Source organism: Phaeodactylibacter sp. (assembly GCF_022763345.1).
GTDB lineage: Bacteria > Bacteroidota > Bacteroidia > Chitinophagales > Saprospiraceae > Phaeodactylibacter.
The window spans coordinates 1-22,904 of record NZ_JALEGS010000027.1; the positions used below are offsets into that span (position 1 = coordinate 1).

Here is a 22,904-nt window from a genome sequence, read left to right on the forward strand (position 1 = left end):
CAAGATTGATCGTAGAATCGGTGGGCAGTAGCGTTTCAACGACCACGGTGACCACAGAGTCGCATCCATTGGCATTGGTGAAGGTGAAGTCCTGCTGCGTCCCGGCGGGTACCGGCGTACCGAGATAGTCCGCACTTTCACCCTCACATGCCGCGAGATTGATTGTAGAATCGGTGGGCAGTAGCGTTTCAACAACCACAGTGACTATGGAGTCGCATCCATTGGCATTGGGAATGATGAAGTCCTGTTGTGTTCCCGCCGGCACCGGCGTACCCAGATAGTCCACATTTTCCCCCTCACAAGCGGCAAGGGTAAGTGTGGAATCCGTAGGCAACAGCGTCGCCACCACCACCGTCAGGATGGAATCACAACCTGCAACATTTGTAAGTATAAAATCCTGCTGTGTACCGGCCTGGATAAGCGTGCCCTGATAGTCGAAAGCTTCATTCTCGCAAGCGTTGGCCTGCAGGGTGGCAGCTGTGGGCTGTAGTATGTCAATAGAAACCTGCACCAGGCTGTCACATCCCCAGAAACTGCTCAGCGCACTTTCCAGAATGGTATCCTGCACATAGGTTACCCCTTCGTAAACTACCGAGTCACAGCCCGAAAAGCTAAAGCTCGTGGTGTCAGGCGTGCAATTCACCTGTAGCAGCCAGTCGGCCGGGAAGGCAAGGAAACAGCCAAAGGTGGTGGTATCGATTTCGGTGTAAACCGGTACCAATTCCTGTGGCAACTGCGTAGTATCCAGCTGAAGCTGATAGTCGCCCGCCGGGAGATTGGGGAAGGTATAGCCATTGGGAGCGTTCGCTATAGTGCTGTTCAGCAGGCTGTTGTTTTGCAACAGGTCAATGACGGCCACGCTGTAGAGCGTATCTGCCGCGTCAATGATGCCATTATCGTTGACATCGATGTACACCTGCCCTTCCAGCTGACTTAACCCGTCGAAGAGTTCCAGTTGTAAGGGCTCCGAGGACAGGGCGCAGCCATTCTCGGCAACCATATCCAGCCAGTAACTGCCGCTTTCGGTGGCGATGAGCTCGGGGACGGTGGAGGAAGGTGCTCCCAGCGGCAGGCCTTCAAATACCCACTGATAGGTGCTGATGCCGGGGATTTCGGGCAGGCAGAGGGTATCCGGGCGGCATCGGCTGTAGCAGCCATTGGGCACCAGTGAAATATCCGGGCCGGGCTCAATCTGCAGGGTGTTGCTTTCGCTTTCGCATCCGAAACCGTTGGTTGCCGTCACGGTGTAGCGCCCGGGCTGGTCGGTCTGCATGACAGGCCCGGTGACGCCATTGCTCCAGCGGTAGGAGAGGGCAGGGTTAGGGCTGTCTACTGAGAAAGAGACCAAGGTGCCTTCACATACAAAACCACCGGGCGATTGGCTGATCTGTACTGCCGGTGCCGGATTGACGATCACTGTAAATGGACCTTCTACGTTGGTGCAGCCGGAGGCGGTTTCGGTTACTGTCACGTCGAAGGTATAAGTGCCGGCGGTAAGCAAATTGCCCCGTTCATCGGAAAATTCTATAGCGACCGCACCGATGCCATTCGACCAGCTGTAGGAGTAGTCAGGATTCGCCAGGGTTTCCAGGAAGACATCGGTACCCTCACAAATTTCCAGGGTGTCGTATTCATAGCCCAGAAGTTGGCCCAGTTCGTTGTAGATCGCGGCCCGGATGGTGTCTTCGGGGGCAGGGCGGAAGGCCAGTTCTACCGGGTCAGGCGTGTAAGTGCAGCCATTTGAATTGGTAACGGTAACATCGTAGATACCGGTTTGAGTAACGAGCAGGCTATCCCCGGTTCCGCCGTTGCTCCACGCCCAGGAGACGCCGCCCGGTGGTGCAACGAGTGCCGCAGTATCCCCCGCGCAAAATTGAGTGCCATTCGAGCTAATCATACCGCTCAGGTTATTGGGCAGAATGGTCACCGTTGCTGCGTAAGTGCTGTCACAGCCGAAGCGCCCTATGGCTGTCAGAGAGACCGTGTAGGTGCCTGGGGTTTCAAAGCGGTGGTAGGCGATGGTCCCTTCGGCTTCGTTAGCCTCCGCGCTGGCCGGGTCGCCGAAGCTCCAGAAAAGTTCTGTGACATCAGGCCCTGCATCGGCTTCAAATTGTACGGCTTCGTCGGCACAACTTACGGCGGGCTGCGGGAAAGCTACCTCGGGCAGGCCTTTGACAGTGACCGGCCGGCTGAAGGTAGAGGTGCAGCCGTTGCTCGTGATGGTCAGGGTGGCGGTGTATACGCCCGGAGCGGTGTACAAGTGTTGGGGGGCAGGCAGGTTGGAAGTGTTATTCGGGCTGGCGGGGTCACCAAAATCCCAGGCCCAGCTATCGATCGCTGCCCCGTCAATGAATCGAGACCGGTCGGTGAAGGTCGTGGGCTCGCCTGTACAAACGGTGTCGGCATTGAAATGGGCGACCGCGTAGACTGTGTCGGGGCGGTAGAAAGAGCAGGTGGTCGCTTGTCCGGTACCGGGGTCTGTGAATTCTCCAACAAAGAATACCCGGTAGTAGCCAGGGCTGGAAAAGATGTGGCTGGTTTGCAGTGTGCCAAAGGATACGTTCCCCGGGCCGCTGCTGGGGTCGTCAAAATTCCATACAGCAGTGCCTGGGATATAATTAGCAGACACGATGGCTTCGTAGCTGCGGTCGTTGCAGTCGCCATTGCTCATTTGCTGCAGGTCAATGGTGCCGGCACAGCCCGGGCTGTTCGGGAAAATGCCGCCGCCAACGCCGGAGCAATCGAGTACGGAAATGGTGTTGGAAAGGTCTGTACACCCATTCTGATCGGTCACACTCACCTGGTAAGCCCCGAAGTCGGTTGCGGTGTACTGCGCGCTGTTGGTGCCTACGGGGTTGCCGTTCTGCAGCCACTGGAAAGTATACCCGGCTTCGGTATCGGTAGCGTACAGGCGGGTGGAAGGCGTCAGGTTGCAAAACCCATTGGGGTCGGGGGTGGAAATGCTGACTTCCGGCGCTTCATAGCCGCGGATGAGAAAGAGGGTATCTTCCGCACAGCCGTTAAAGTCGGTCACTACGCTGCGGTAAAAACCGGGGCCAAGGTCAGGGGTGTTGCCCAGGGAAACGATGTTGCCTGTTTCATCCAGCCAAAGGTAGCTGTCGAAAGGGGCTGTGGTTTGAACCATGGCCGTTTCTTCCGGGCAGAGCACATCCGGGTGGTCCACCACCGGCTCCGGCAAGCCATAGACGGCCACCTGTAGGAGGGCGATCTGATCACAGGCTTCCATCGTAAGGGTGGCAAAGCCGGTGTAGTGCCAGCTTACAATAATATCGGCACTGCCATTTTCATTGATAATGGTGCCGGCACCAGCGGGGCTGATGCTCCAGTTGTAGTCCAGCCCTTCGATATCCGCTACACTGTAAGAGGTGATTTCCTGATTGCAGGTTTCGTCCGGCCCGCTGATTTGAAGCTCTGGGAGGGTATCCAAAGCAATAAGCGTATCAGGAGAAGTGCAGCCTAGTACGCTTTCCTGCCGCACGCTAATTTCGTAGGGTGGGGTAGGGCCAAAGCTTATATTGACCGGGTTGCCGATTCGGGTAGAAAGGGTCCCCCCATCGTTGATGGTCCAGAAAAAGCGGGCACTGTTCAGGTCGGATTCTGCCTCGTAAGTGTAAACCTGCCCCGGGCAAATTTGCCGGGCGCCTTGTATAGCCTCAATTGCTGGAACGGCCGGCAGCACTCTGAGTACGGCGGAGGCCTGCATCAGGCAGTACCCGCTTCCGGTTTCGGGCGTGGCGGTCACTTCGTAGAGCCCATCTGTAAAGTCGAGGGGGAGCGACCAGGTCCCGGTAACGCTGTTGTTGACCGAAACGGTGTCGCCGGTGGCATTTTGGAGCACCCAGGTGGAGGGGGCGGGGCTGCCGCTGGGGATGCTCAGGGCATCAATGGCTATAGTATCGCCGGCACAAGCTTCCAAAGGCGCTTCTATTAAAAGCCCGGGGGTGATGCGTATCGGAAGGGTATCAGCAGCCACGCAGCCCAGGTAGCAATTGTCGAGCTCCACGGCGACCCACTGTGGCTGATTGGACAGGAAATTAGCCCATTCCACCACGATTTCGTTGGTGCCCTGCCCTTCCAGAATGGTGCCAAGGGAGCTGGCCGACCACGTCATGGCGGTGCCTTCGTATGGAGCGATGCTGTACACGCTGGTGGCTGCCCGGCAGACATTGGTTGCGCCGCTGATGGCAATGGTGTCATCCAGAATGGGGACTTGGGCTTCAAAGACACTGGTGCAGCTGCCAGGGTCGGGGCAGTCGCTCACTTCCAGTTGCACGGTGCCTGCGGGCCCTTCGTTCCATTCCACGCTGATAAAGTCATCCTGCGGGCCGCCACCGTCGATGATGGTCCCGTTGCCGATGATATTCCAGGTGTAAGTGCTGCAATCGGTTGCCGCCTCGTAGGTGCCAATTTGCCCGGCGCAGAGCGTGCCCACACAGTCTACGATGGGCACTTCCCCTTCTTCCACTACGATGGTCAGGCGGTCCTCATCCACGCATTCGCACTCGTTGAATGCCGACAGGGTAGCGGTGTAGGTGCCCGGCAGGTCGTACCGATGGCTGGGCTGCCCTCCGGCAGAGGTGTTCCCATCGCCAAAGGACCAAAAGAAGGATTCGGCGGCCTGGCTGTTGTTGAGGAACTGTATGGATTGCCCCTGACAGACAAAAAGGGTGTCGCCACTGGCTTCAGGCAGGGTTTTGAATTCAGCGGTGGGGATTTCCAGGACCTCAGCGCAGGTGAATACCAGTTGCTCTATTCCACAAGAACCGTTGACGAGGATGGAAAGGCTGCCAAAGCCAGCATCCTCCCAGGTGACTTCTACCCGGTTGCCGAAGATGGCAAAGTTATCGCTGCCGCTGACCTGTACGGCCTCAATGGTGAAAGTGCTGTCTGTTAATGTATAAGTGACGGTACTGCCGGCGCAGACCTTTTCGCAATCTTGTGTGCCGCCAAGAGGGTCAGAGCCGGGATTGGCTGAAGGGCAGATTAATGCGGCATTGGATACAACAGTGGGGGTGGCAGGAACAGCTGTGATATAATTCCAGCACCCCGGGAAGTCACCACAAACATCCGGGTCAAGGCAAGCTACCTCATAAATAAACTGGCCTAATCCATCGACTATTGGTCCATTGGTGGTATCAGCATCGTTAATAACGTCTATTTGGTAACTCTCAGGGTTTTCGATGAGCACGGTGAGGTCTCCTTCCAAGACATCAAAAAGGCTCAAAGCGGTCTGGCAGTTATCATCAGATGGAGAAACTTCAATCATCGCTTCACTGCAGGAAAAAAGATTTTGGGCGGTCAGACTCAGGTAGGCATTACACAAAATAGCCAACAAAAGAAAGCTCTTTTTCATGGGATGTTTGTTGAGATTATGGAAGCAGCCAAAGGGCTTGTAAGGCCACCGAAAGCTGGCGGCCTGTCAGGTTAAGCAATATCTTTAAGCAGGGCTTTCGAGCTTTGAAGCCAGCAGGCAATTTTACTCCTCAAAGGTCTCCAGTGCCTCAAACAGGTCATCCAGTTCATCAAAGGATTTATAGCCCACTTTTTCCTCTTCGCCCCCCCGTACGCTGATGCCCGCTGCGGCAGTGGTTTCCAGTACATCTTCCACCTGCCCGGCCGGGAAGTCAGCGCTTAGCAAGATAGGGAATTCTCCGCAAAGTTCCTGAAGTTGCCCCTGTGCATTAGACTGAATATCAGCCCATTTGAGGTTGTTCTTGGCAAAGTCGAGCACAAAGTACTGCACCTGGTCTTCGTTGGCCTTCATCTGGGTTTCGATAGCATTGAGCTCGCTGAGGTCCTGTACCACCATTTCCTGAATGACGGGGACTTCTGCTTCGTGAAGGGCTTTGAGGGTTTGCAGGTCGGCGAACATGCCTACCTGAACGGCATCGAGCTTGAGCATATCGACGGCGCTCAGGATTTCATCAGTGGCCTGCAGGTTGAATTCACCCAGGATTTTCACGCCATCCACCCATTCGCGGATGGCCTCCATATTGGCAGGGGGGATGTAGTCTGCGGCTCCGGTATCGAGGTTGAAGCCCAGCCACTCCACTTCCCAGGCGGCGAAATAACGGGCATCAGTAAGGTTGGTCACGGCGCTGGCCTTTACTTTTGTCTTTAGCATAAACTAATAATGCGTGTTGCTTGTCAATATATATGGTCGATCCTTTTCGCTGAGGCGATTAATCAGCAGGCTCGCAGCGCAAAGTTATAGAATTGAAATGTGAACCATGGCACAGCCCTCCTATTATACTTTAGTGTTTGCCGTGACCCGGGAGATTCCCCGGGGGCGGGTCAGTACCTATGGCGCGATTGCTGATTTCCTGGCCCTGGGCTCCGCCCGTATGGTCGGCTGGGCCCTGAACAACAGTTTCCACGAGGAAGGCATTCCTGCCCACCGGGTGGTCAACCGGAAAGGCGAGCTGACCGGGCGCAATCATTTTCCCACACCAACGTTAATGCAGGAGCGGCTTGAGGAAGAAGGTATCCGGGTGGAAGATAACCGCGTGGCTGACTTCGATGAGGTGTTTTGGCACCCTAAAGCCCTGGGCATGGACTACGAAGTGAATATCTAATAAAAGTAAATACACATATGAAACAACTGATGTTATCCCTGGCCGTTTTACTGGCCGCAGCGATAAGCGTTCAGGCGCAGGATGCTCCAACCGGTGTATGGAAAACCGTCGACGATGAGACCGGCGAGGCCAAGTCGCATGTGGAGATTTATAAAGACGGTGGAATGTACCACGGGAAAATCACAAAATTGCTGGAGTCTTCTCAGGACGAAGTTTGCGATGCTTGCCCAGGCAGCCGCAAGGGGAAGAAGCTGGTAGGGATGGTCATTGTTAATGACCTTGAGCCGTACAAGGATTACTGGAAGAATGGCACCATCATGGACCCGGAGACCGGTAACGAGTATGGCTGTTCGGTTTGGTTTGAAGAGGGAAAGCCCGATGAATTGAAGGTGCGCGGCAAGCACTGGACAGGAGTTTACCGCACACAAACCTGGTACCGGGTCAGGTAATTTGACCGGAGGATAAAGCTTTGGTGGTACGGCGCTGAAAAAAACAAATTAAAAGGGCAATATAAAGGTCTTTTCTATAGTTTTATAGGTGATTTTATCAAACGCAACCACATCAAATTATTCTATGAAGCAAAGCTTTACATCCAACCATCTCGTCAGGTACCTCTACAATGAGGTGACGGTATCAGAACGGCTCGGCCTTGAGGAGGCACTCACTCGGGATTTCGGGCTATTTGAGGAATACAGCGAGCTGAAGGCGGCTTACCGAGCCTTGCCGAAGGTGACGTTTAGCCCCTCGAAGCAAACGCTTCAGCACGTGCTGGAGTATAGTAGTGAAAGAGCTGCCCTGGAACGCTCGCATTGAGCGCTGGAACAATTACTGCTTAAGAAGCCCCTGGCATCGCAACGACGGTCAGGGGCTTCTGCATTTTAAGCCCCGCTCTTTTGAATCCCTGCCGGGTTTGCCTAACTTGAGCCGTGGTTGCAGGTATCCCTGCCTGCAATCAGTTTCAAATAAAATGTAGCGTTTGTTTGCTTTTTATAAACGAAGTGTTTATTTTTGTTGAGCATTCAAACAAAATCTTGATTAAACCACACCAAATGGCAGATGTCAACAAGGACCGGGAAGCTAAACTCAAGGCGCTTCAGCTGACAGTAGACCGGATAGAGAAAACCTACGGGAAGGGCTCGATCATGCGCCTAGGTGACGATAACGTCATCGAAGTAGATGCCATTCCCTCTGGCTCTTTGAGCCTCGATATTGCGCTCGGCGTAAATGGATTTCCCCGCGGGCGTATTGTAGAAATTTACGGGCCGGAGTCTTCCGGTAAAACTACCCTGGCTATTCATGCGCTTGCTGAGTGTCAGAAGCAGGGCGGCATTGCGGCATTCATCGACGCAGAGCATGCCTTTGACCGCACTTACGCCAAAGCGCTGGGCGTAGATACAGAGAACCTGCTTATTGCTCAGCCGGATAATGGGGAGCAGGCACTGGAGATTGCTGAGAACCTCATCCGCTCAGGCGCAATTGATATCATTGTTGTCGACTCCGTAGCCGCCCTGGTGCCTCGCAGTGAGATCGAAGGGGAAATGGGGGATTCCAAAATGGGTCTTCAGGCGCGACTCATGTCTCAGGCGATGCGTAAACTGACCGGTACGATTGGCCGTACGGGCTGTTGCTGCATCTTTATCAATCAGCTGCGCGAGAAAATTGGTGTCATGTTCGGAAACCCCGAAACGACTACCGGTGGTAATGCCCTGAAGTTCTATGCTTCTATGCGGCTGGATATCCGCCGTTCCGGTTCAGCGATCAAAGACAAGGAGGGCAACGTAGTAGGCAACCATGTGAAGGTGAAAGTCGTGAAAAACAAACTGGCCCCTCCTTTCCGGATAGCTGAGTTTGACATTATGTACGGCGAAGGCATCTCTAAAGTCGGCGAGGTCGTTGACCTTGGCGTTGACCACGATATCATCCAAAAGAGCGGTGCCTGGTACAGCTACGATACTGCCAAAATTGCACAGGGTCGGGAAGCGGCTAAGCAGTTTATGATGGATAACCCCGAAGTGGCGCTGGAAATCGAGCAAAAGATCAAGAATAAAATCACCGGCGTAGAAGAACCGGCGGAGGAAGAAGATGCAGGCGCTAACGGTAAAAGCAAAAAAGGCGCGGTGAAGGTGAGTAAGGAATAGTGCACTGTGTATTAAGTTAGTGAGTATTTTGAACGAGGGTATTTTTTCCTCAATCAAGGGCTGCGGAGTCTCGTAGCCTAAGCTACGAAGGCGAGCACGCAACGATGAATGAGGGAAAAAGAGCCCTTCAAAATGCTTAAAAATTTATTACACAGTGTACTAGAGAGAGCATTGCTTCTTAGTTAATTGCTATTAACTTTTTGCTCATTTTAAGTTGCTTTACCTTTCCGGTATTTTTAAAGCATTTGTATGATGTTTAAGATCTGTTCCTTCACTGGAATAGAATTATTGATAAAAGGGAAACGGCGTATCCACACTATTTTGGGATACGCCGTTCCTGTTTACTCATACATAGGGAATGGTATGGTGGATAGAAAATTAGTCGCCCTATTCTGTCCACTCAAAGGTCTCGATCATCCGAAGGAGATCGGTTTCCAGAAAATCATAGATAGGGGCCATTGAATCGGGTCGTACCTCGGTGTTGAAGTAAAGGGATGCCCGCAGGAAATGGTTGGTACTGTCCGTGAGGTAGAACTGCGCCGGAGAAGCAGCGTGCCCTTCAATGAGGAAGAGAACCCCGCTGACGTTGTTGTCTTTTTTGATGAGCAGCTCATCAATATAGCTTGCCTTTTTATTGTGCCAGTCAGCGAGGTTGAAGGCATCGCTGCGGAGGTCTTCCCAATTCGCCTGATTTTCAATAGGGGCATAGCTGCAATAGAGACGGCCATCAAAGTCTTTGAAGTAGAGGTCGAACCAGCAAGGGTGGGGCGGCGCTTCGTCAAAGAAGCTTTTGTCTTGTTCTACTTCGGCGTATTCCGGATACTCGAAGGTGAAAGCACAGTAGTCCTCGTCAAATTGCTGGTAAGCCTTTTCAGGGTACTCGACTTTGGGGAATGCCCGCGGTTTGGGCGTGGGCGCAGGGTCATCGCCACAGCTGCCTAAGAAAACGATCAGGAAAACAAAAAAGCTCAACCGGTACATAGACTATTTAATTTTTGGGAAGCGTCAATAAAATCTGCTCAATCCTCCGCTTGCTAACGGTGACGACTTTGAAACGGTATGGGCCTTGAGTAATCTCTGCGTCAGTTTTGGGCATAAAACCCTTGATTTCCAGGATTAGGCCCGCCAGCGAATCTGCCTCGCCTTTCACCTCATCAAAGGTATTGGTGTCGATACCAATGATACGGCAGACATCGTTAAGGAGCGTTTTCCCCTCAAACAGGTAATTGAAGTCATCGATTTTTTTGTAGACGACCTCTATTTCGTCATCAAACTCATCCTTGATTTCACCAATGACTTCTTCCATAATATCCTCCAGGGTGACGATACCGGAGCTACCGCCGTACTCATCCACAACGATAGCCATGTGCAGGCGCTGCACCTGGAACTCCTTTAGCAAGTCATTTATTTTCTTCGCTTCCGGCACGTAGTAGACATCGGGCCGGATCAGTTCCTGCCATTCGAAATCGGCAGGTTCGTCCAGGTGCCCCAGGAGGTCCTTCACGTAAAGGATGCCAGTGACGTTGTCGAAATCGTTTTCATAGACTGGTATACGGGAATACCCGGCCTCCTTAATAATTTCCAGAAGCTCCTTATAATCCATTCGGAAGTCGACCGCTACCACATCTACCCGGGAGCGCATAATCTGTTTGACCGTTACATCACCAAACTTGACGATGCTCTTTAGGATATCAATATCTCTGCCCGCTCCTTTTTCCTGGCTCACTGTCAGTTCAATGGCTTCATCGATTTCGGCCCGGCTGGGGCTGTTGCCATTGCCTGCACCGGCAAGGCGCCTTTCCATGATATTAGTAGACTTCACCAGGATATTGCTAACCGGATGAAACAACCGCATCATGATATCGAGTGGGCGGGACATTAAACGGGCGAGCTGTAGGTTGTTGATACGGGCGTAAACTTTGGGTGCCACTTCTCCGAACAAGACGAGCAAAAAAGTCACTCCCGCTATGGTGATCAAAAAGCTTAGCAAGCGGCCCCAAAATTCTGTTTGTTCTGGTGTAGGCACCGTGAATAGGCCAAGCAGTGCCGTTGCCCATTGATCGAACGTTTCGTCTGGAAAGGCAGAGCGGAGCACAAAATCAGACAGGATGACAATCGCAATATTGATGAAGTTATTGCTAATCAGGATAGTCGCTAAAAGCTTTCGGGGTTTTTCCTTCAGGCTGATGATGGCGCGGTCCGCAACGGTATTACTGTCTTCCAGTTTCTTCACATCGCTATAACCCAAAGAAAAGAAGGCGACCTCAGAGCCGGAAATAAGGGCTGAAGAAAAGAGCAGCAAAATAATGCCAAATACGCCCAGCAATAATTCAGGGCTGAAGGCACTCAGAAACAGTGGATGCTGAAGCTGAACCAGAAACGAAATTAAACTAGCGGGCTCCGATTCCAAGGTGCTGGGAATTAGTGAACGGAAGTTGCCTAGAATGGCAAGTCATCTTCGGCGGTATCGCTGCCGCCATTAGGTTCGTCATGTGTGTTGCCGGAAGTATTACCAGCGGTTTGAGCCGCTGTTGTACTCTGAGTAGCTGGTTTTGCATCCCCGGATTTATACTCATCTTCTGCACTTGGGAAATAGCCTCCACCGCCGGAGTTGTTGTCACGTTTGCCACCCACCATACGAAAATAGCTGGCGACCACTTCAGTCGTCTTACGGTTATTGCCATCCTGATCCTGCCAGGTACGGTGGGTCAGTTTACCTTCAACATAAATCTGAGCTCCTGTTTTTAACTGGCTTTCTGCCCGCTCAGCAAGCGTTCTCCACATGACAATATCGTGCCATTCTGTCAACGTTTGCCATTCGCCGTTGCGGTCTTTGTAGTTTTCGTTGGTGGCCAGGCGCACTTTAGCTACGACTGCACCGTTTTCCAGGCGGCGTACCTCAGGGTCTGCACCTAAATTACCAATTAATATAACGCGGTTTACCATTTTTAGCTATTGGATTGAAGTTTGAGGCGCTCTTCGTTACACCAATTTTAAATATAACGAATTATCGCCTAAATACCAATCAATTATTTTCGGGAAAGCGAAATTACTTAAGTTTTTCCGATCGGCAAGAAAGTAAGGAGCTAATTCTGTTTCCAAAGGCGGGGCGTCTTCTAGGTGAATTTCCCAAAACACCGCCTGAATCTTTTGATGGGTCAGTGTTTGTTGCTGAGGTGGAGAGACCTGCTCGATTCGGGCAGGCCGATCTCCAATGCATACCTGCCAGGGAGCACTGCGCCGGATTTCCCGTTCGCTTGCTTTGGCTTCCGGCCACTCCAGCACCGGGAAGTCATAGAGGTTGCGCCAGATGTCCTTTTCTGTTCTTTTCCGCAGGATGACCTGTGGGCCTGCATTCACGACCAGGTAATGGAAATACCGGTTTTTCTTTTTGATCTTTTTGGCTTTGACTGGTAGCTGATCTATTCTTTTATCCTTGAAAGCGGCGCATTGGCTGCTTAGCGGGCAATGTGCACAAAGTGGCGCTTTAGGCTTGCAGTGGGTAGCCCCAAAATCCATCATAGCTTGGTTGTGCTGAGATGGGGCAAGGGGGGAAGCCTGTAGTGCCCGGTCTGCCAGATTGGCAAATTGCTTTTTCCCTTCTGTGCTATCAATGGGCGTCTGAATGCCCCAGAATCTGGATAGCACCCGGAATACGTTGCCATCAACGACCGCATAAGGAAGTTCGTAGGCGAAAGATGCAATGGCGGCCGCGGTGTAAGGGCCCACTCCTTTAAGGGCGCGTATCCCTTCGTAGGTAGTTGGAAACTTGCCATTGAGGGTGTTCGCAATATACTTCGCTGCTGCATGTAGGTTGCGGGCCCGGGAGTAGTAGCCGAGGCCTTCCCAGGTTTTCATGATGGTGTCCTCGGGGGCATTAGCGAGGTCCTGCACAGTGGGGAAGCGTTCGCGGAAACGCTCAAAGTAGGGTAGACCCTGCTCTACCCGGGTCTGTTGAAGGATGATTTCGGACAGCCAAATCAGGTAGGCGTCCTTTTCACCCTTCCAGGGCAGGGGGCGATGGCTTTGGCCAAACCAAAGCTTGAGCTGATTCGTGAAAAAAGACAAACTGTCTTTTGAAGTGGATCTTCTTGGCATATATAGAAAAAGTAGCGGCGATAGAGCCTGATGGTTCTATCGCCGCATAAAAGTAAAGTATATATTTCGATAAGGGGGAAATCCGTAGGTCCGAAATGTCTAGGGTGCCACCGGTAATACCGAGTTAAACTTGTACGAAACCCTACTGAATAGCCTTCTGACGAAGCTCGCTCAGATTTTCATAACGCTTGCCAATCACTTCTTTAAGTTCTTTGCGAGCGAAAAAGATACGGCTCTTAACGGTACCGAGTGGCAATTCAAGGTGATCGGCAATTTCCTGATACTTATAGCCATGGTAGTGCATCAAAAATGGAATCTTAATGCTGTCGTCCAGCTCTTCGATCATTTGAGTAAGCTCCTTAAGCATAATGTTGGATTCTGCTTTGTTTGAAATAACAACACTTCCCGAATTGATGTAATACATATTATCGGTAGAGTCCATGATCGTATTGGCTTTGACTTTTTTCCGGTAGTTATTAATGAAGATGTTCTTCATAATAGTGAAAAGCCAGGCTTTGAAGTTCGTTCCAGGCCGGAATTTGTCCCGGTTGGTGAAAGCTCTGAATGCGGTCTCCTGAAAGAGGTCTTTCGCATCCTCTGTGTTTTTGGTCAGATTGTAGGCGAAAGAATTGAGGAGAACCGTCATTTTATCGAAGTTGCTGTAAAACTCTGTGGTGGACATGGCTAAATTGGACTTTAAGTTTTTTGTTCAAGTTTTTCTCTTGTTGAATCAAAGATAAGGAATAGTTAAACAAAATACAATATTTCATACCGAAGTGACGCTGATTTTGCACTAAAATGAAGCCCGAATTCTTGAATTCATTTCAGAAATGGCTGTGAATCAGTTGTTTATCGCCAAGTGCGAACTTTCAAAAATTTTTATAACTTTCAAAAAAAAATGAAACGGAGGGGTTTTTGTCGAGTCATTTAGGCGTGTTTTCATACTTTTGTTCAACATTCGGGACTTTGAACGCCATGAAAAAGACCGGTGTAGAACCATGTCCACACTAAAGTTAAACAGAAAAACGACTTTTGTTAAACCCTACTTCTGGGCATTCCGGACCAAATAAATGGCGACTACGCTAAAGACGAGGTTGGGCAGCCAGATGCCCACAATAACCGGAATGAGCTGACCGGCTGCAAATACTACAGCGAAGCGGGAAAAGAAAATGAATAGTGCTCCAATACCAACCCCCATCGCCAGGTGGAGCCCAATGCCGCCCCGTACTTTACGGGCCGCAATAGCCATTCCGATAATGGTGAGAATAAAAATAGTGAAGGGCTCGGCAGTCCTCCGGTGAAATTCGATTTCATACTTTTTAGTATTGCCCACGCCACGGGCTTCTTGCTTGGCAATGTAGTCTAGCAGTTGCTGGGAAGTCATCATCATGTGCTGCTCCTTGTAATCCACAAAGTCAGCCGGGGTTAGGTTGATCGCCGTATCGAGGGTCTCTCCCCGGCCGAGGATGAGTTCCTCTTCCATATCATTAAAGGTGCGGACTTCATAGTTGCGCAGGCGCCATTGGTTCGGTGGGCCTACCCATTCGGCGGTGTTGGCCTTGAGCAGCGATACCAATTCCCCATTCTCAAAGTGCTCCAACCGGAATTTGCGGGCGGTGCTGTCGCGCTTCCGGTAGTAGTTGATGTAGACTTTAGTGTCGGGGGCTACAAACATATGCACGTCCTGTGTCTTGCCCTTATCGTTATTCGTCCAGATATAGGCATGCTCAACGTCTAGCCGGTTCTTGTTGCCAAGCGGGATAAAAAAGTGGTTGCCTACAAGATGAAGTATGGCAATAAAGCTTGCTGCAATCAAATAGGGCTGCATAAACCGCCGAAAACTAATCCCGGCATTGAATATGGATATAACTTCTGAATTGTAGGCAAGTCGGGATGTAAAGAAAATGACGGCAATAAGGGTGTACAGTGGCCAGAGCAGTCCCGCAATAAACATAATGAACCCTGGATAGTAGAGCACAAAAATCTCAAAGCGCGTAATGTCGCTCTCGATGAACTTCTCAATCTTCTCACTAAAGTCAATAATAACCGATATCATAGTGAAGATGAGCACCGTGAAAAAAAAGGTGCTCAAAAACTTCTTGATAAGATACAGGTCAATTTTCTTTAGCATAGTTCTGGCCGGGTATTGGACTGGGCAACAAAGAAAAGCGCTTTTGAGCAGAATTCCCACTGCATTTGCTGCGCTTCTAATCGGTAACGCACAGGATAAGGTTTTAGATGCACCTCTAACAAAATTATAACCTCCTTTGCACTCGTTTAACCATCTCCTCTTTCCAGGAAGCAAAGTCACCGGCGATAATGTGTCGACGGGCTTCCCCCACTAGCCAGAGGTAGAAACTCAGGTTGTGCAGGCTGGCAATTTGCGGGCCCAGAAGCTCTTTGGTGTGCATGAGGTGCCGCAGGTAGGCTTTGGAATACTGCTGACTGGCATAGCAGGGGTTGTTCGCATCCACCGCGCTGAAGTCGTCTTTCCACTTGGCATTCTTGATATTGATAATGCCTTCTGAGGTATACAGCATACCATGGCGGGCATTCCGGGTGGGCAGCACGCAGTCAAACATATCCACGCCCAGGGCGATGCATTCCAGGATGTTTTCAGGCGTGCCCACGCCCATCAGGTAGCGGGGCTTGTCCTTAGGCAGGATACCGCAGACCTGATCGGTGGTTTCGTACATGTCTTCCGCAGGTTCGCCTACCGAAAGCCCGCCAATTGCATTGCCTGGCTGTCCCGCTGCTGCGATCGTCTCCGCTGATTTGCGGCGCAGGTCGGGGTAAGTGCTGCCCTGCACAATGGGGAAGAGCGTCTGTTCGTACCCATATTTGCCGCCAGTCTCTGCCATGCGCTTCACACAGCGGTCCAGCCATCGGTGGGTGAGCTCCATGGAATTTTTGGCATACTCATAGTCGCAAGGGTAGGGGGGGCACTCATCAAAGGCCATGATGATGTCCGCACCGATGATACGTTGAATGTCGATGGCGCGTTCCGGAGTGAAAGTGTGGGAAGAACCATCTATGTGCGACCGGAAAGTGACCCCTTCCTCATTTATTTTGCGCTGAGCGCTCAGGGAGTAGACCTGATAACCGCCGCTATCGGTAAGCATCGGGCGCTTCCAACCGTTGAAACCATGCAGCCCGCCTGCCTGTTCCAGTATTTCCAGCCCAGGGCGCAGGTATAAATGATAAGTGTTGCCCAGGATGATCTGAGCCTTGATATCGGACTCCAGTTCTCGTTGATGGACTCCCTTGACGGTGCCAAGGGTGCCAACCGGCATGAAAATCGGTGTTTGGATACTGCCGTGCGCGGTTTCTATCTGGCCTGCCCGTGCCGCAGATTTTGGGTCCGTATGTTGCAGCTGGAAAGTGAACAAATTCAATCAGTTTAGTGGCGGAAACGGTGTTTGTCTAGTTTAAGCAGAATGCTGATCATCAGGGTAAAGCCCAGCAGGGATGAGCCACCCTTGCTAATCAGGGGCAGGGGGATACCGATGATCGGCGTTACGCCCATAGTCATGCCGATGTTGATGAATATATGAATGAACAGAATACCTGCGACACAATAGCCATAGTGCCGCGCAAAGGCAGATTTTTGCCGCTCTGCTACCACGGTTATGCGCAACAGGAGCAGCAAAAACAACAGGATGATACCAGCTGTGCCAACAAAACCCTGCTCTTCGCCAATGGTACAAAAAATGAAGTCTGTGGACTGCTCCGGTACGTAGTTGAGCTTGGTCATCGTGCCGTTTAAGAATCCTTTGCCTTCCACACCTCCGGAACCAATGGCGGCCTTGGACTGAGTCAGGTTGTAAAGCGAGCCCCGCTCATCGCATTTTTCAGGCTGTAGCCAAACGTTGATCCGGTCCTGCTGATGCGGTTTGAGCACATAGTTGAAAGCATAGTTTGAAGCAAAGGCGAGCCCGCTGCCCAGCACCAGAAAGAACGCCAGGAGCATAGCCATGCGCCCATTGCGTTGCTGATAAGCGATGAAGCTGGAAGCCAGGAAAAGGACAACCGCCCCTCCTAGAAGGTAGAAATGATATCCCAGCCCGGACAGATTGTAGGCTGCTATCGCCAGAAGGGCAATTGCCGCCCATGCATAATTTCTTAAGTTTTTACTGAAGTAGTAGGCCAGTACTGCTGCACCTGCCAAAACGGTGCCAAAGATGATTTGGACAGGCGGGTGTATAAACCCAAGAATCAGCAGCGTCGCACCAACGATTCCTACGATATAATAGATAGGGTTCAGCCCTTCACGAAAATATACAATCAGGAAGGAGGTAAAGACAAGTGCAGAACCGGCATCCGGCTGTAGCAGGATTAACAGGATGGGCAGGGTGATAAGCCCAAGGGCGGTCAGCTGTGCTTTGGGCTGCCGGAGGTCTGTGCTATAGGTGCTTAGAAATGCGGAAACGCCCAGGCAAGTGCCCACTTTAGCCAATTCAGAGGGCTGTAGGGAAAAACCGCCAAAAGAAAACCAAGAGGTGGCCCCTTTGATATTTGTCCCGAAAATCAGGACCAGGACCAGCATCAGCATGGATAATCCGTAGATCGGATAAGCAAAGGTTTGCCAAAACTTATAGTCAAAAAGCATAATGAAGGCGAAAACCAGCCCGCAAATGCCCAGCCATATGGCCTGCTTGCCGGCAGAGGTGCCCAGAAAGCCGCTCATCCCGACTTGTCTGTACTCCTCGTAGCTTACGGAGAAGATCATCATCCAGCCAATAACCGCCAGCCCCAGAAATAAGCAAAAGGTCAGCCAGTCAATGCGGCCAAACATCATTACACTCCCCGGGCTAACCTGACGTTGTCTGCGGTATGCGTTCATATAATATTAAAAGTTTCCAATCAGCTCTGAAGGCCTGATCCGGTCATCTTTAACGAGATAAATCCCGGAATAGTCTTGTTGCAGAATGTACTTAAGCCGCATCGCTTCCAGCTTGGACTCGAAGGCGCCTGCCCGGAGCTTGTAATAGGGCTTGGCGTGCTCCCAGTCTACCGGGATATTCGGGTAGCGGTATTTGAAGGATTGTTTGACCGTCTCAAGGCGCTGACGGTCTGGCGTAGCCAGGATTTGCACCCGCCAGCCTTCTACAAAATTGCGGGACTTGTTGAGCTCTACGTAGCGGTCCATCATCTGCTGTATAGGCTCGTCTGCCTCAATAATGACATTTTGGGCTTGCCCGAAACCAAGGCATCCTATCATGAAGAGGGTGGAAAACAGGACTCTGAGTAACATTATAATCGTTTTGATCATTCAATGGCCTATGCCTTTGGCTGGCTTATTCCGAAGCCGCAGTAGCGGAAAATTGATGCAAATTTCCTAAAATTAAGGAATTATAACGAGGAGAAGTCATTAAAAGTGACTAATGCGATAGCAGAGCTGTCACAGCCGGGCATTTTAAATATACTGACGATTAAGTGGTTTACCACAGCAAACCTATTCAATCATAAGCATTTACGTTGGGAAGTGGCTTGCATCTGTCCTGACAAGCTACGGTTTGTCATGAGTCGATGTCGCAAATCTAAGATTCCAGACGATGAATGTCTGGATCAACGACCCCAGACGATGAATGTCTGGACTGTAAGCCCGATATTTATCGTTCCCCGTGCTGGCCGTCAGCGCCAGTAGGTGACGGCCTCGTATTGCGTGTAACAGGTTTAGGTATGGATGAGATGAAAGAAGGCTTTCCAATTTCAACCGAAACATGTGGATTGGCAACCCTCATGCGCGCAGCGGAAAACGGCCAATCTTACCCACCTATAATTGTGACGCCGGAAGAAGTGCCGATCCGGTCTGCGCCTGCCTTAATAAACTGCTCGGCCTCCCAGCGGGAACGGATGCCACCGGAAGCTTTGATTTTGGCTTTGCCATCAGCCAGGCGCTTGAGCAGTTCGACGACCTCAAGGGTAGCGCCACCGCCATTAAACCCAGTTGAAGTCTTCAGGTATTCCACTTCTTTGTCGAGGCAAATGCCAACAACCCGCTCAATCTCTTCCTGAGTGAGCAGGCCCGTTTCCAGAATAATTTTGATCTGCTTGCCCTTGAGGTGGGTGGCTGTGGTGAGGCTGTCGATATCGTTGGTGACGTGGTTCCAGTTGCCGGATTTTACCGCACAGATGTTGATCACCGCATCAATTTCAGAAGCCCCTTCATCGATGGCCCTTTTGATCTCTTCTATTTTAGAAGGAGTGGAGGCATAGCCCATGGGGAACCCGACTACAGTAGCTACTGCAACGGTGCTGTCTTCACAAAGATCGGCAGCCCGCTTTACATGGAAAGGAGGCACGCAGACAGCGGCGAAATGATGCTGCTGGGCTTCCCGGCATAATTGCTCAATGTCTTCCGTCGTACAATCAGGTCTGAGTAACGTATGGTCAATGTAACCACTTAGGTTCATCTTGGTAATCAGGGTTTATTCTTTCAGGTATAGAATGATTCAGCGGTGCAATATATCACAAATATCCTTTTAAGAGGGCATTCCTTTCCAATTCGTACGGAGAATGATTGTTAAACCCGGCTGACTTGTTAAAAACTACCCTGATTAGGGTAAAGACGAAGCCCGGAATCAGGCGGGCTGTTCCGGGCTTCGTAAGTAGGGGTTGCCCCTAATTATCTGCCGTGGCAGTGCTTGTATTTTTTGCCGCTGCCACAGGGGCAAGGCTCGTTTCGGCCTACCTTCTTTTCATTGCGGACCACTGTTTGAGGCTTGGGCCGCCGGCTCACGCCCTCAGCAGCTGCCCGGGCGGCACGCTCTTCGGCAGACCGGTTGGTTTTGACCTTGCTGAGGTCGGTGCGCTGCTCGCGCGCCTGCTCAAGGGTCCGGCCATCAGCAAAAATGAGGGTACCTCTTGACAGGTAAGATGTCACTTGTTCATTGATTTCAAAGATGAGCTGCTCAAACAGATTATAAGCTTCCATCTTGTAGATCACAAGCGGGTCCTTTTGCTCAAAGGATGCCGCCTGAACGGATTCCTTCAGCTCGTCCATAGACCGGAGGTGCTCCTTCCAGCGCTCGTCGATAATGGCCAGTGTGACCGCTTTTTCAATGTCCCGGCGTATTGACCGGCCTTTGGAGGTGATGGCAGATTCCAGATCTGCGGTAACGGCCATCGGCTTTGTCCGCCCATCGCTGAATGGGATCACGATACGCTTGATCTGATTCTTTTCCTCATGCTTCTCGATGAAGAAAGGCATCAGCGCATCCGTAATCTGAGTCATCTTACGGTCGTAGAACTCGTCAAACTGCTTTTCGAACCGTTCCTTCACTTCTGCTTCCGGCGCTTCTTTGAAGTCGATGGCATCCATCTTGGGGTCCATACCCAGTACACCAAGGGCATCGCGTCGGAAGCTTTCGAAGTCGCCCGTTTCCCGGTGGATAGCCACCAGGTTTTCGAGCATGCTCTCGAACATATTATTGACGTCCACGGAAAGACGCTCACCAGAAAGGGCATTGTCGCGCTTCTTATAGATCGCCTCCCGCTGAATGTTCATCACGTCATCGTACTCCAGCAGCCGCTTACGGATACCGAAGTTGTTTTCTTCCACTTTTTTCTGTGCCCGCTCAATAGACTTGGTCACCATAGAGTGCTGAATGACCTCGCCCTCCTCGTGGCCCATGCGGTCCATCAGCTTGGCAATACGCTCGGACTGGAAGAGCCGCATGAGGTTGTCTTCCAATGACACATAAAACTGTGAGCTACCGGGGTCCCCCTGACGACCCGCACGGCCGCGCAGCTGCCGGTCTACCCGTCGGGAATCGTGGCGCTCAGTACCGATAATAGCCAAACCACCGCTGTCTTTGACTTCCTGTCCGATTTTGATGTCGGTACCCCGGCCTGCCATGTTGGTGGCAATGGTGACATTGCCCGGCTTACCGGCTTCGGCAACTACTTCTGCCTCGCGCTGATGCTGCTTGGCGTTCAGTACGTTGTGGTTGATATGGCGCAGCTTCAGCATCCGGCTCAGGACCTCGGATACCTCGACAGAGGTTGTACCGACCAACACCGGGCGGCCTTGCTCCGTCAGGTTGACAATCTCTTCGATCACCGCATTGAACTTCTCCCGGGCAGTCTTAAAAATCAGGTCTTCCCGGTCATCCCGGACGATTGGCCTGTTGGTGGGAATGACGGCCACATCCAGCTTGTAAATTTCCCAGAGCTCGCTGGCCTCCGTTTCTGCCGTACCCGTCATACCAGATAGCTTGTGGTACATCCGGAAGTAGTTCTGCAGCGTTACGGTGGCGTAGGTCTGGGTGATATCACCGATCTTGACATTTTCCTTTGCTTCCAGAGCCTGGTGCAGCCCGTCGGAATAGCGGCGGCCCTCCATCATACGGCCGGTCTGCTCATCCACAATCTTCACCTGCCCGTCCATGACCACGTACTCCTGGTCCTTTTCAAAGAGGGTGTAGGCTTTCAGCAACTGGCTCATGGAGTGCAGGCGCTTGGACTTCACAGAGAAATCCTGGCTCAGCTTGGTTTTCGCTTCCTGCTTCTCCTCTTCGGTCATTGAATCGTTATCGTCGATTTCGACCATTGAGGTAGCGATATCAGGCATCACAAAGAATTCAGGGTCAGAAGTACCCTGAGAGAGGTACTCTGCGCCAAACTCCGTCAGCTCAACGTTGCGGTTCTTTTCGTCAATGGTAAAGTAGAGGGGCTCATCTACAAGGTGCATGTTCTTGGACTGCTCCTGCATGTAGAAGTTCTCGGCTTTCTGCATGGCGACCTTTACACCATCCTCGCTGAGGAATTTGATCAGCGGGCGGTACTTTGGCAGGGCGCGGTAGGCGCGCAATAGTGCCATGCCGGCTTCTCCTTCCTGGTAGCCCAGTTTGCCCTCTTTGAACAGCCGTTTGGCCTCGGCAAGGTACTCTGTCGCTAATTTGCGCTGTGCAGCAATGAGCTTTTCTACAAAAGGACGCAAGCTCACATATTCCTGGTCTTCGCTGCCCTGAGGGACCGGCCCTGAAATGATCAGCGGGGTACGGGCATCATCAATTAATACGGAGTCAACCTCATCAATCATGACGAAGTGGTGCTTGCCCTGCACTTTCTCATCAATGGAGCGCACCATATTGTCTCGAAGGTAGTCGAAACCGAATTCATTATTGGTGCCGTAGGTAATGTCGCATTTGTAAGCCTTGATGCGCTCGTCGGAATGCGGGCGGTACTTATCTATACAATCTACGGTAAGGAACAGGAATTCGAAAATAGGCCCCACCCATTCCTGGTCACGCCGCGCGAGGTAGTCGTTTACGGTAATGACGTGTACGCCCTGCCCGGACAAGCCGTTAAGATAGGCTGGGAGGGTCGCCACAAGGGTCTTACCTTCACCGGTAGCCATCTCTGCGACTTTACCATCGTGGAGGACCATACCACCGATCAGCTGCACGTCGTAGTGCACCATGTTCCAGGTGATTTCGCCACCGGCAGCCATCCAGCTGTTTTTCCAGACGGCCTGATCGCCTTCGATAGAGACGTAGCCTTTCTTGGGATCTGCGGCGATGTCCCGGTCGTGCTCCGTAGCTGTTACCCTGATTTCAGGAGAGGCGGAAAAGCGGCGGGCGGTCTCTTTGACTACAGCAAAGGCTTCTGGCAGGATCGACTTCAGAATTTCTTCGAGATGCTTGTCGCGGTCTTTTTTGAGCTCGTCCAGTTCTCCGAAGAGTGCTTCCTTACGGTGCAGTTCTTCTTCCTCATTGGCTTCGGCCTGAGCCTCCGCAATGTCTTTGTCGATACCAACCAGGTGTTCGGCGATGCGGGTGCGGAACTCCTGCGTCTTATTCCGCAGCTCATCGTTGGAGAGGCCAGAGAGCTTTTCGAAGATCTCGTTAACCTCTTCAACGACAGGCATATACGTGTTGACATCGCGCTCCTGCTTGGTGCCGAACACTTTTTTAATGGATTTTGCTATAGCATTAAACATATGAGAAAATTTCCAATGTTAGTCTTTTATTGTGGCGCAAAGATAAATATATTTGCGGCGTTTAGAGCATCTGTAGGGTGGGTAACCGGATGATCTTAGTGCTTCCTGTACATTTATCGTACCAGT

Annotated in this window: 17 protein-coding genes; 4 read left to right on the top strand and 13 right to left on the bottom strand. The window is 51.6% G+C overall.

The genetic code is table 11. The features are described 5' to 3' along the window. A partial coding sequence (locus tag MRY86_RS07665; protein ID WP_293571200.1) for a PKD domain-containing protein occupies positions 1 to 5,374 on the bottom strand: 5,374 nt, incomplete at its 3' end. 123 nt (positions 5,375 to 5,497) lie between these two features. Then, the gene (locus MRY86_RS07670; protein ID WP_293570463.1) at positions 5,498 to 6,145 is read right to left on the bottom strand and encodes an N-(5'-phosphoribosyl)anthranilate isomerase; all 648 of its coding nucleotides are present in this window, start codon (positions 6,143 to 6,145) and stop codon (positions 5,498 to 5,500) included. Positions 6,146 to 6,251: 106 nt separating this feature from the next. On the opposite strand from MRY86_RS07670, the gene MRY86_RS07675 reads away from it, so the two are divergent. The 4 genes from MRY86_RS07675 to recA all read left to right on the top strand — a co-directional run bounded on the left by MRY86_RS07675 (position 6,252) and on the right by recA (position 8,734). Then, complete coding sequence (locus MRY86_RS07675; RefSeq protein WP_293570462.1) at positions 6,252 to 6,596, top strand: MGMT family protein; 345 nt, start codon at positions 6,252 to 6,254, stop codon at positions 6,594 to 6,596. A 17-nt stretch (positions 6,597 to 6,613) separates the two neighbouring features. Next, positions 6,614 to 7,045, top strand: a complete 432-nt coding sequence (locus MRY86_RS07680) for a DUF2147 domain-containing protein (protein ID WP_293570461.1) — start codon at positions 6,614 to 6,616, stop codon at positions 7,043 to 7,045. A 124-nt stretch (positions 7,046 to 7,169) separates the two neighbouring features. Continuing rightward, positions 7,170 to 7,409: a hypothetical protein gene (locus MRY86_RS07685; protein ID WP_293570460.1), complete on the top strand. Its 240-nt coding sequence runs from the start codon at positions 7,170 to 7,172 to the stop codon at positions 7,407 to 7,409. 236 nt (positions 7,410 to 7,645) lie between these two features. Then, on the top strand, positions 7,646 to 8,734 hold the full coding sequence (recA, locus tag MRY86_RS07690; RefSeq protein WP_293570459.1) for a recombinase RecA: 1,089 nt from the start codon (positions 7,646 to 7,648) through the stop codon (positions 8,732 to 8,734). A 387-nt stretch (positions 8,735 to 9,121) separates the two neighbouring features. On the opposite strand, the gene MRY86_RS07695 is transcribed toward recA, so the two are convergent. The 11 genes from MRY86_RS07695 to secA all read right to left on the bottom strand — a co-directional run bounded on the left by MRY86_RS07695 (position 9,122) and on the right by secA (position 22,778). Further along, positions 9,122 to 9,715 (bottom strand): hypothetical protein, encoded by a 594-nt coding sequence (locus MRY86_RS07695; protein ID WP_293570458.1) that lies wholly within the window; start codon positions 9,713 to 9,715, stop codon positions 9,122 to 9,124. 7 nt (positions 9,716 to 9,722) lie between these two features. Continuing rightward, the gene (gene gldE, locus MRY86_RS07700) at positions 9,723 to 11,144 is read right to left on the bottom strand and encodes a gliding motility-associated protein GldE (RefSeq protein ID WP_293570457.1); all 1,422 of its coding nucleotides are present in this window, start codon (positions 11,142 to 11,144) and stop codon (positions 9,723 to 9,725) included. A gap of 29 nt (positions 11,145 to 11,173) precedes the next feature. Continuing rightward, positions 11,174 to 11,680, bottom strand: coding sequence for a single-stranded DNA-binding protein (ssb, locus tag MRY86_RS07705; protein ID WP_293570456.1), 507 nt, complete (start codon positions 11,678 to 11,680; stop codon positions 11,174 to 11,176). Between the two features lie 36 nt (positions 11,681 to 11,716). Beyond that, positions 11,717 to 12,832: an A/G-specific adenine glycosylase gene (mutY, locus tag MRY86_RS07710; RefSeq protein WP_293570455.1), complete on the bottom strand. Its 1,116-nt coding sequence runs from the start codon at positions 12,830 to 12,832 to the stop codon at positions 11,717 to 11,719. A gap of 142 nt (positions 12,833 to 12,974) precedes the next feature. Beyond that, positions 12,975 to 13,514, bottom strand: a complete 540-nt coding sequence (locus tag MRY86_RS07715) for an RNA polymerase sigma factor (RefSeq protein ID WP_293570454.1) — start codon at positions 13,512 to 13,514, stop codon at positions 12,975 to 12,977. 360 nt (positions 13,515 to 13,874) lie between these two features. Beyond that, on the bottom strand, positions 13,875 to 14,963 hold the full coding sequence (locus tag MRY86_RS07720; RefSeq protein WP_293570453.1) for an LptF/LptG family permease: 1,089 nt from the start codon (positions 14,961 to 14,963) through the stop codon (positions 13,875 to 13,877). A 124-nt stretch (positions 14,964 to 15,087) separates the two neighbouring features. Next, complete coding sequence (tgt, locus tag MRY86_RS07725) at positions 15,088 to 16,221, bottom strand: tRNA guanosine(34) transglycosylase Tgt (RefSeq protein ID WP_293570452.1); 1,134 nt, start codon at positions 16,219 to 16,221, stop codon at positions 15,088 to 15,090. 11 nt (positions 16,222 to 16,232) lie between these two features. After that, the gene (gene rodA, locus MRY86_RS07730) at positions 16,233 to 17,675 is read right to left on the bottom strand and encodes a rod shape-determining protein RodA (RefSeq protein WP_293570451.1); all 1,443 of its coding nucleotides are present in this window, start codon (positions 17,673 to 17,675) and stop codon (positions 16,233 to 16,235) included. Between the two features lie 6 nt (positions 17,676 to 17,681). Continuing rightward, a complete protein-coding gene (locus MRY86_RS07735) occupies positions 17,682 to 18,086 on the bottom strand; it encodes an SPOR domain-containing protein (RefSeq protein ID WP_293570450.1) in 405 nt (134 codons plus the stop codon). Between the two features lie 514 nt (positions 18,087 to 18,600). Then, positions 18,601 to 19,257 (bottom strand): deoxyribose-phosphate aldolase, encoded by a 657-nt coding sequence (deoC, locus tag MRY86_RS07740; protein ID WP_363325469.1) that lies wholly within the window; start codon positions 19,255 to 19,257, stop codon positions 18,601 to 18,603. 203 nt (positions 19,258 to 19,460) lie between these two features. After that, positions 19,461 to 22,778, bottom strand: coding sequence for a preprotein translocase subunit SecA (gene secA / locus MRY86_RS07745; protein ID WP_293570448.1), 3,318 nt, complete (start codon positions 22,776 to 22,778; stop codon positions 19,461 to 19,463). Positions 22,779 to 22,904 lie beyond the last annotated feature (126 nt).

What these genes read in the sequence shown, in the direction of transcription:
- MRY86_RS07735 (WP_293570450.1), bottom strand. Translation starts at nt 18,086, where the DNA reads ATGTTACTCAGAGTCCTGTTTTCCACCCTCTTCATGATAGGATGCCTT.
- MRY86_RS07715 (WP_293570454.1), bottom strand. Translation starts at nt 13,514, where the DNA reads ATGTCCACCACAGAGTTTTACAGCAACTTCGATAAAATGACGGTTCTC.
- MRY86_RS07695 (WP_293570458.1), bottom strand. Translation starts at nt 9,715, where the DNA reads ATGTACCGGTTGAGCTTTTTTGTTTTCCTGATCGTTTTCTTAGGCAGC.
- MRY86_RS07720 (WP_293570453.1), bottom strand. Translation starts at nt 14,963, where the DNA reads ATGCTAAAGAAAATTGACCTGTATCTTATCAAGAAGTTTTTGAGCACC.
- secA (WP_293570448.1), bottom strand. Translation starts at nt 22,778, where the DNA reads ATGTTTAATGCTATAGCAAAATCCATTAAAAAAGTGTTCGGCACCAAG.
- MRY86_RS07675 (WP_293570462.1), top strand. Translation starts at nt 6,252, where the DNA reads ATGGCACAGCCCTCCTATTATACTTTAGTGTTTGCCGTGACCCGGGAG.
- MRY86_RS07685 (WP_293570460.1), top strand. Translation starts at nt 7,170, where the DNA reads ATGAAGCAAAGCTTTACATCCAACCATCTCGTCAGGTACCTCTACAAT.
- recA (WP_293570459.1), top strand. Translation starts at nt 7,646, where the DNA reads ATGGCAGATGTCAACAAGGACCGGGAAGCTAAACTCAAGGCGCTTCAG.
- mutY (WP_293570455.1), bottom strand. Translation starts at nt 12,832, where the DNA reads ATGCCAAGAAGATCCACTTCAAAAGACAGTTTGTCTTTTTTCACGAAT.
- MRY86_RS07680 (WP_293570461.1), top strand. Translation starts at nt 6,614, where the DNA reads ATGAAACAACTGATGTTATCCCTGGCCGTTTTACTGGCCGCAGCGATA.
- rodA (WP_293570451.1), bottom strand. Translation starts at nt 17,675, where the DNA reads ATGAACGCATACCGCAGACAACGTCAGGTTAGCCCGGGGAGTGTAATG.
- MRY86_RS07670 (WP_293570463.1), bottom strand. Translation starts at nt 6,145, where the DNA reads ATGCTAAAGACAAAAGTAAAGGCCAGCGCCGTGACCAACCTTACTGAT.
- ssb (WP_293570456.1), bottom strand. Translation starts at nt 11,680, where the DNA reads ATGGTAAACCGCGTTATATTAATTGGTAATTTAGGTGCAGACCCTGAG.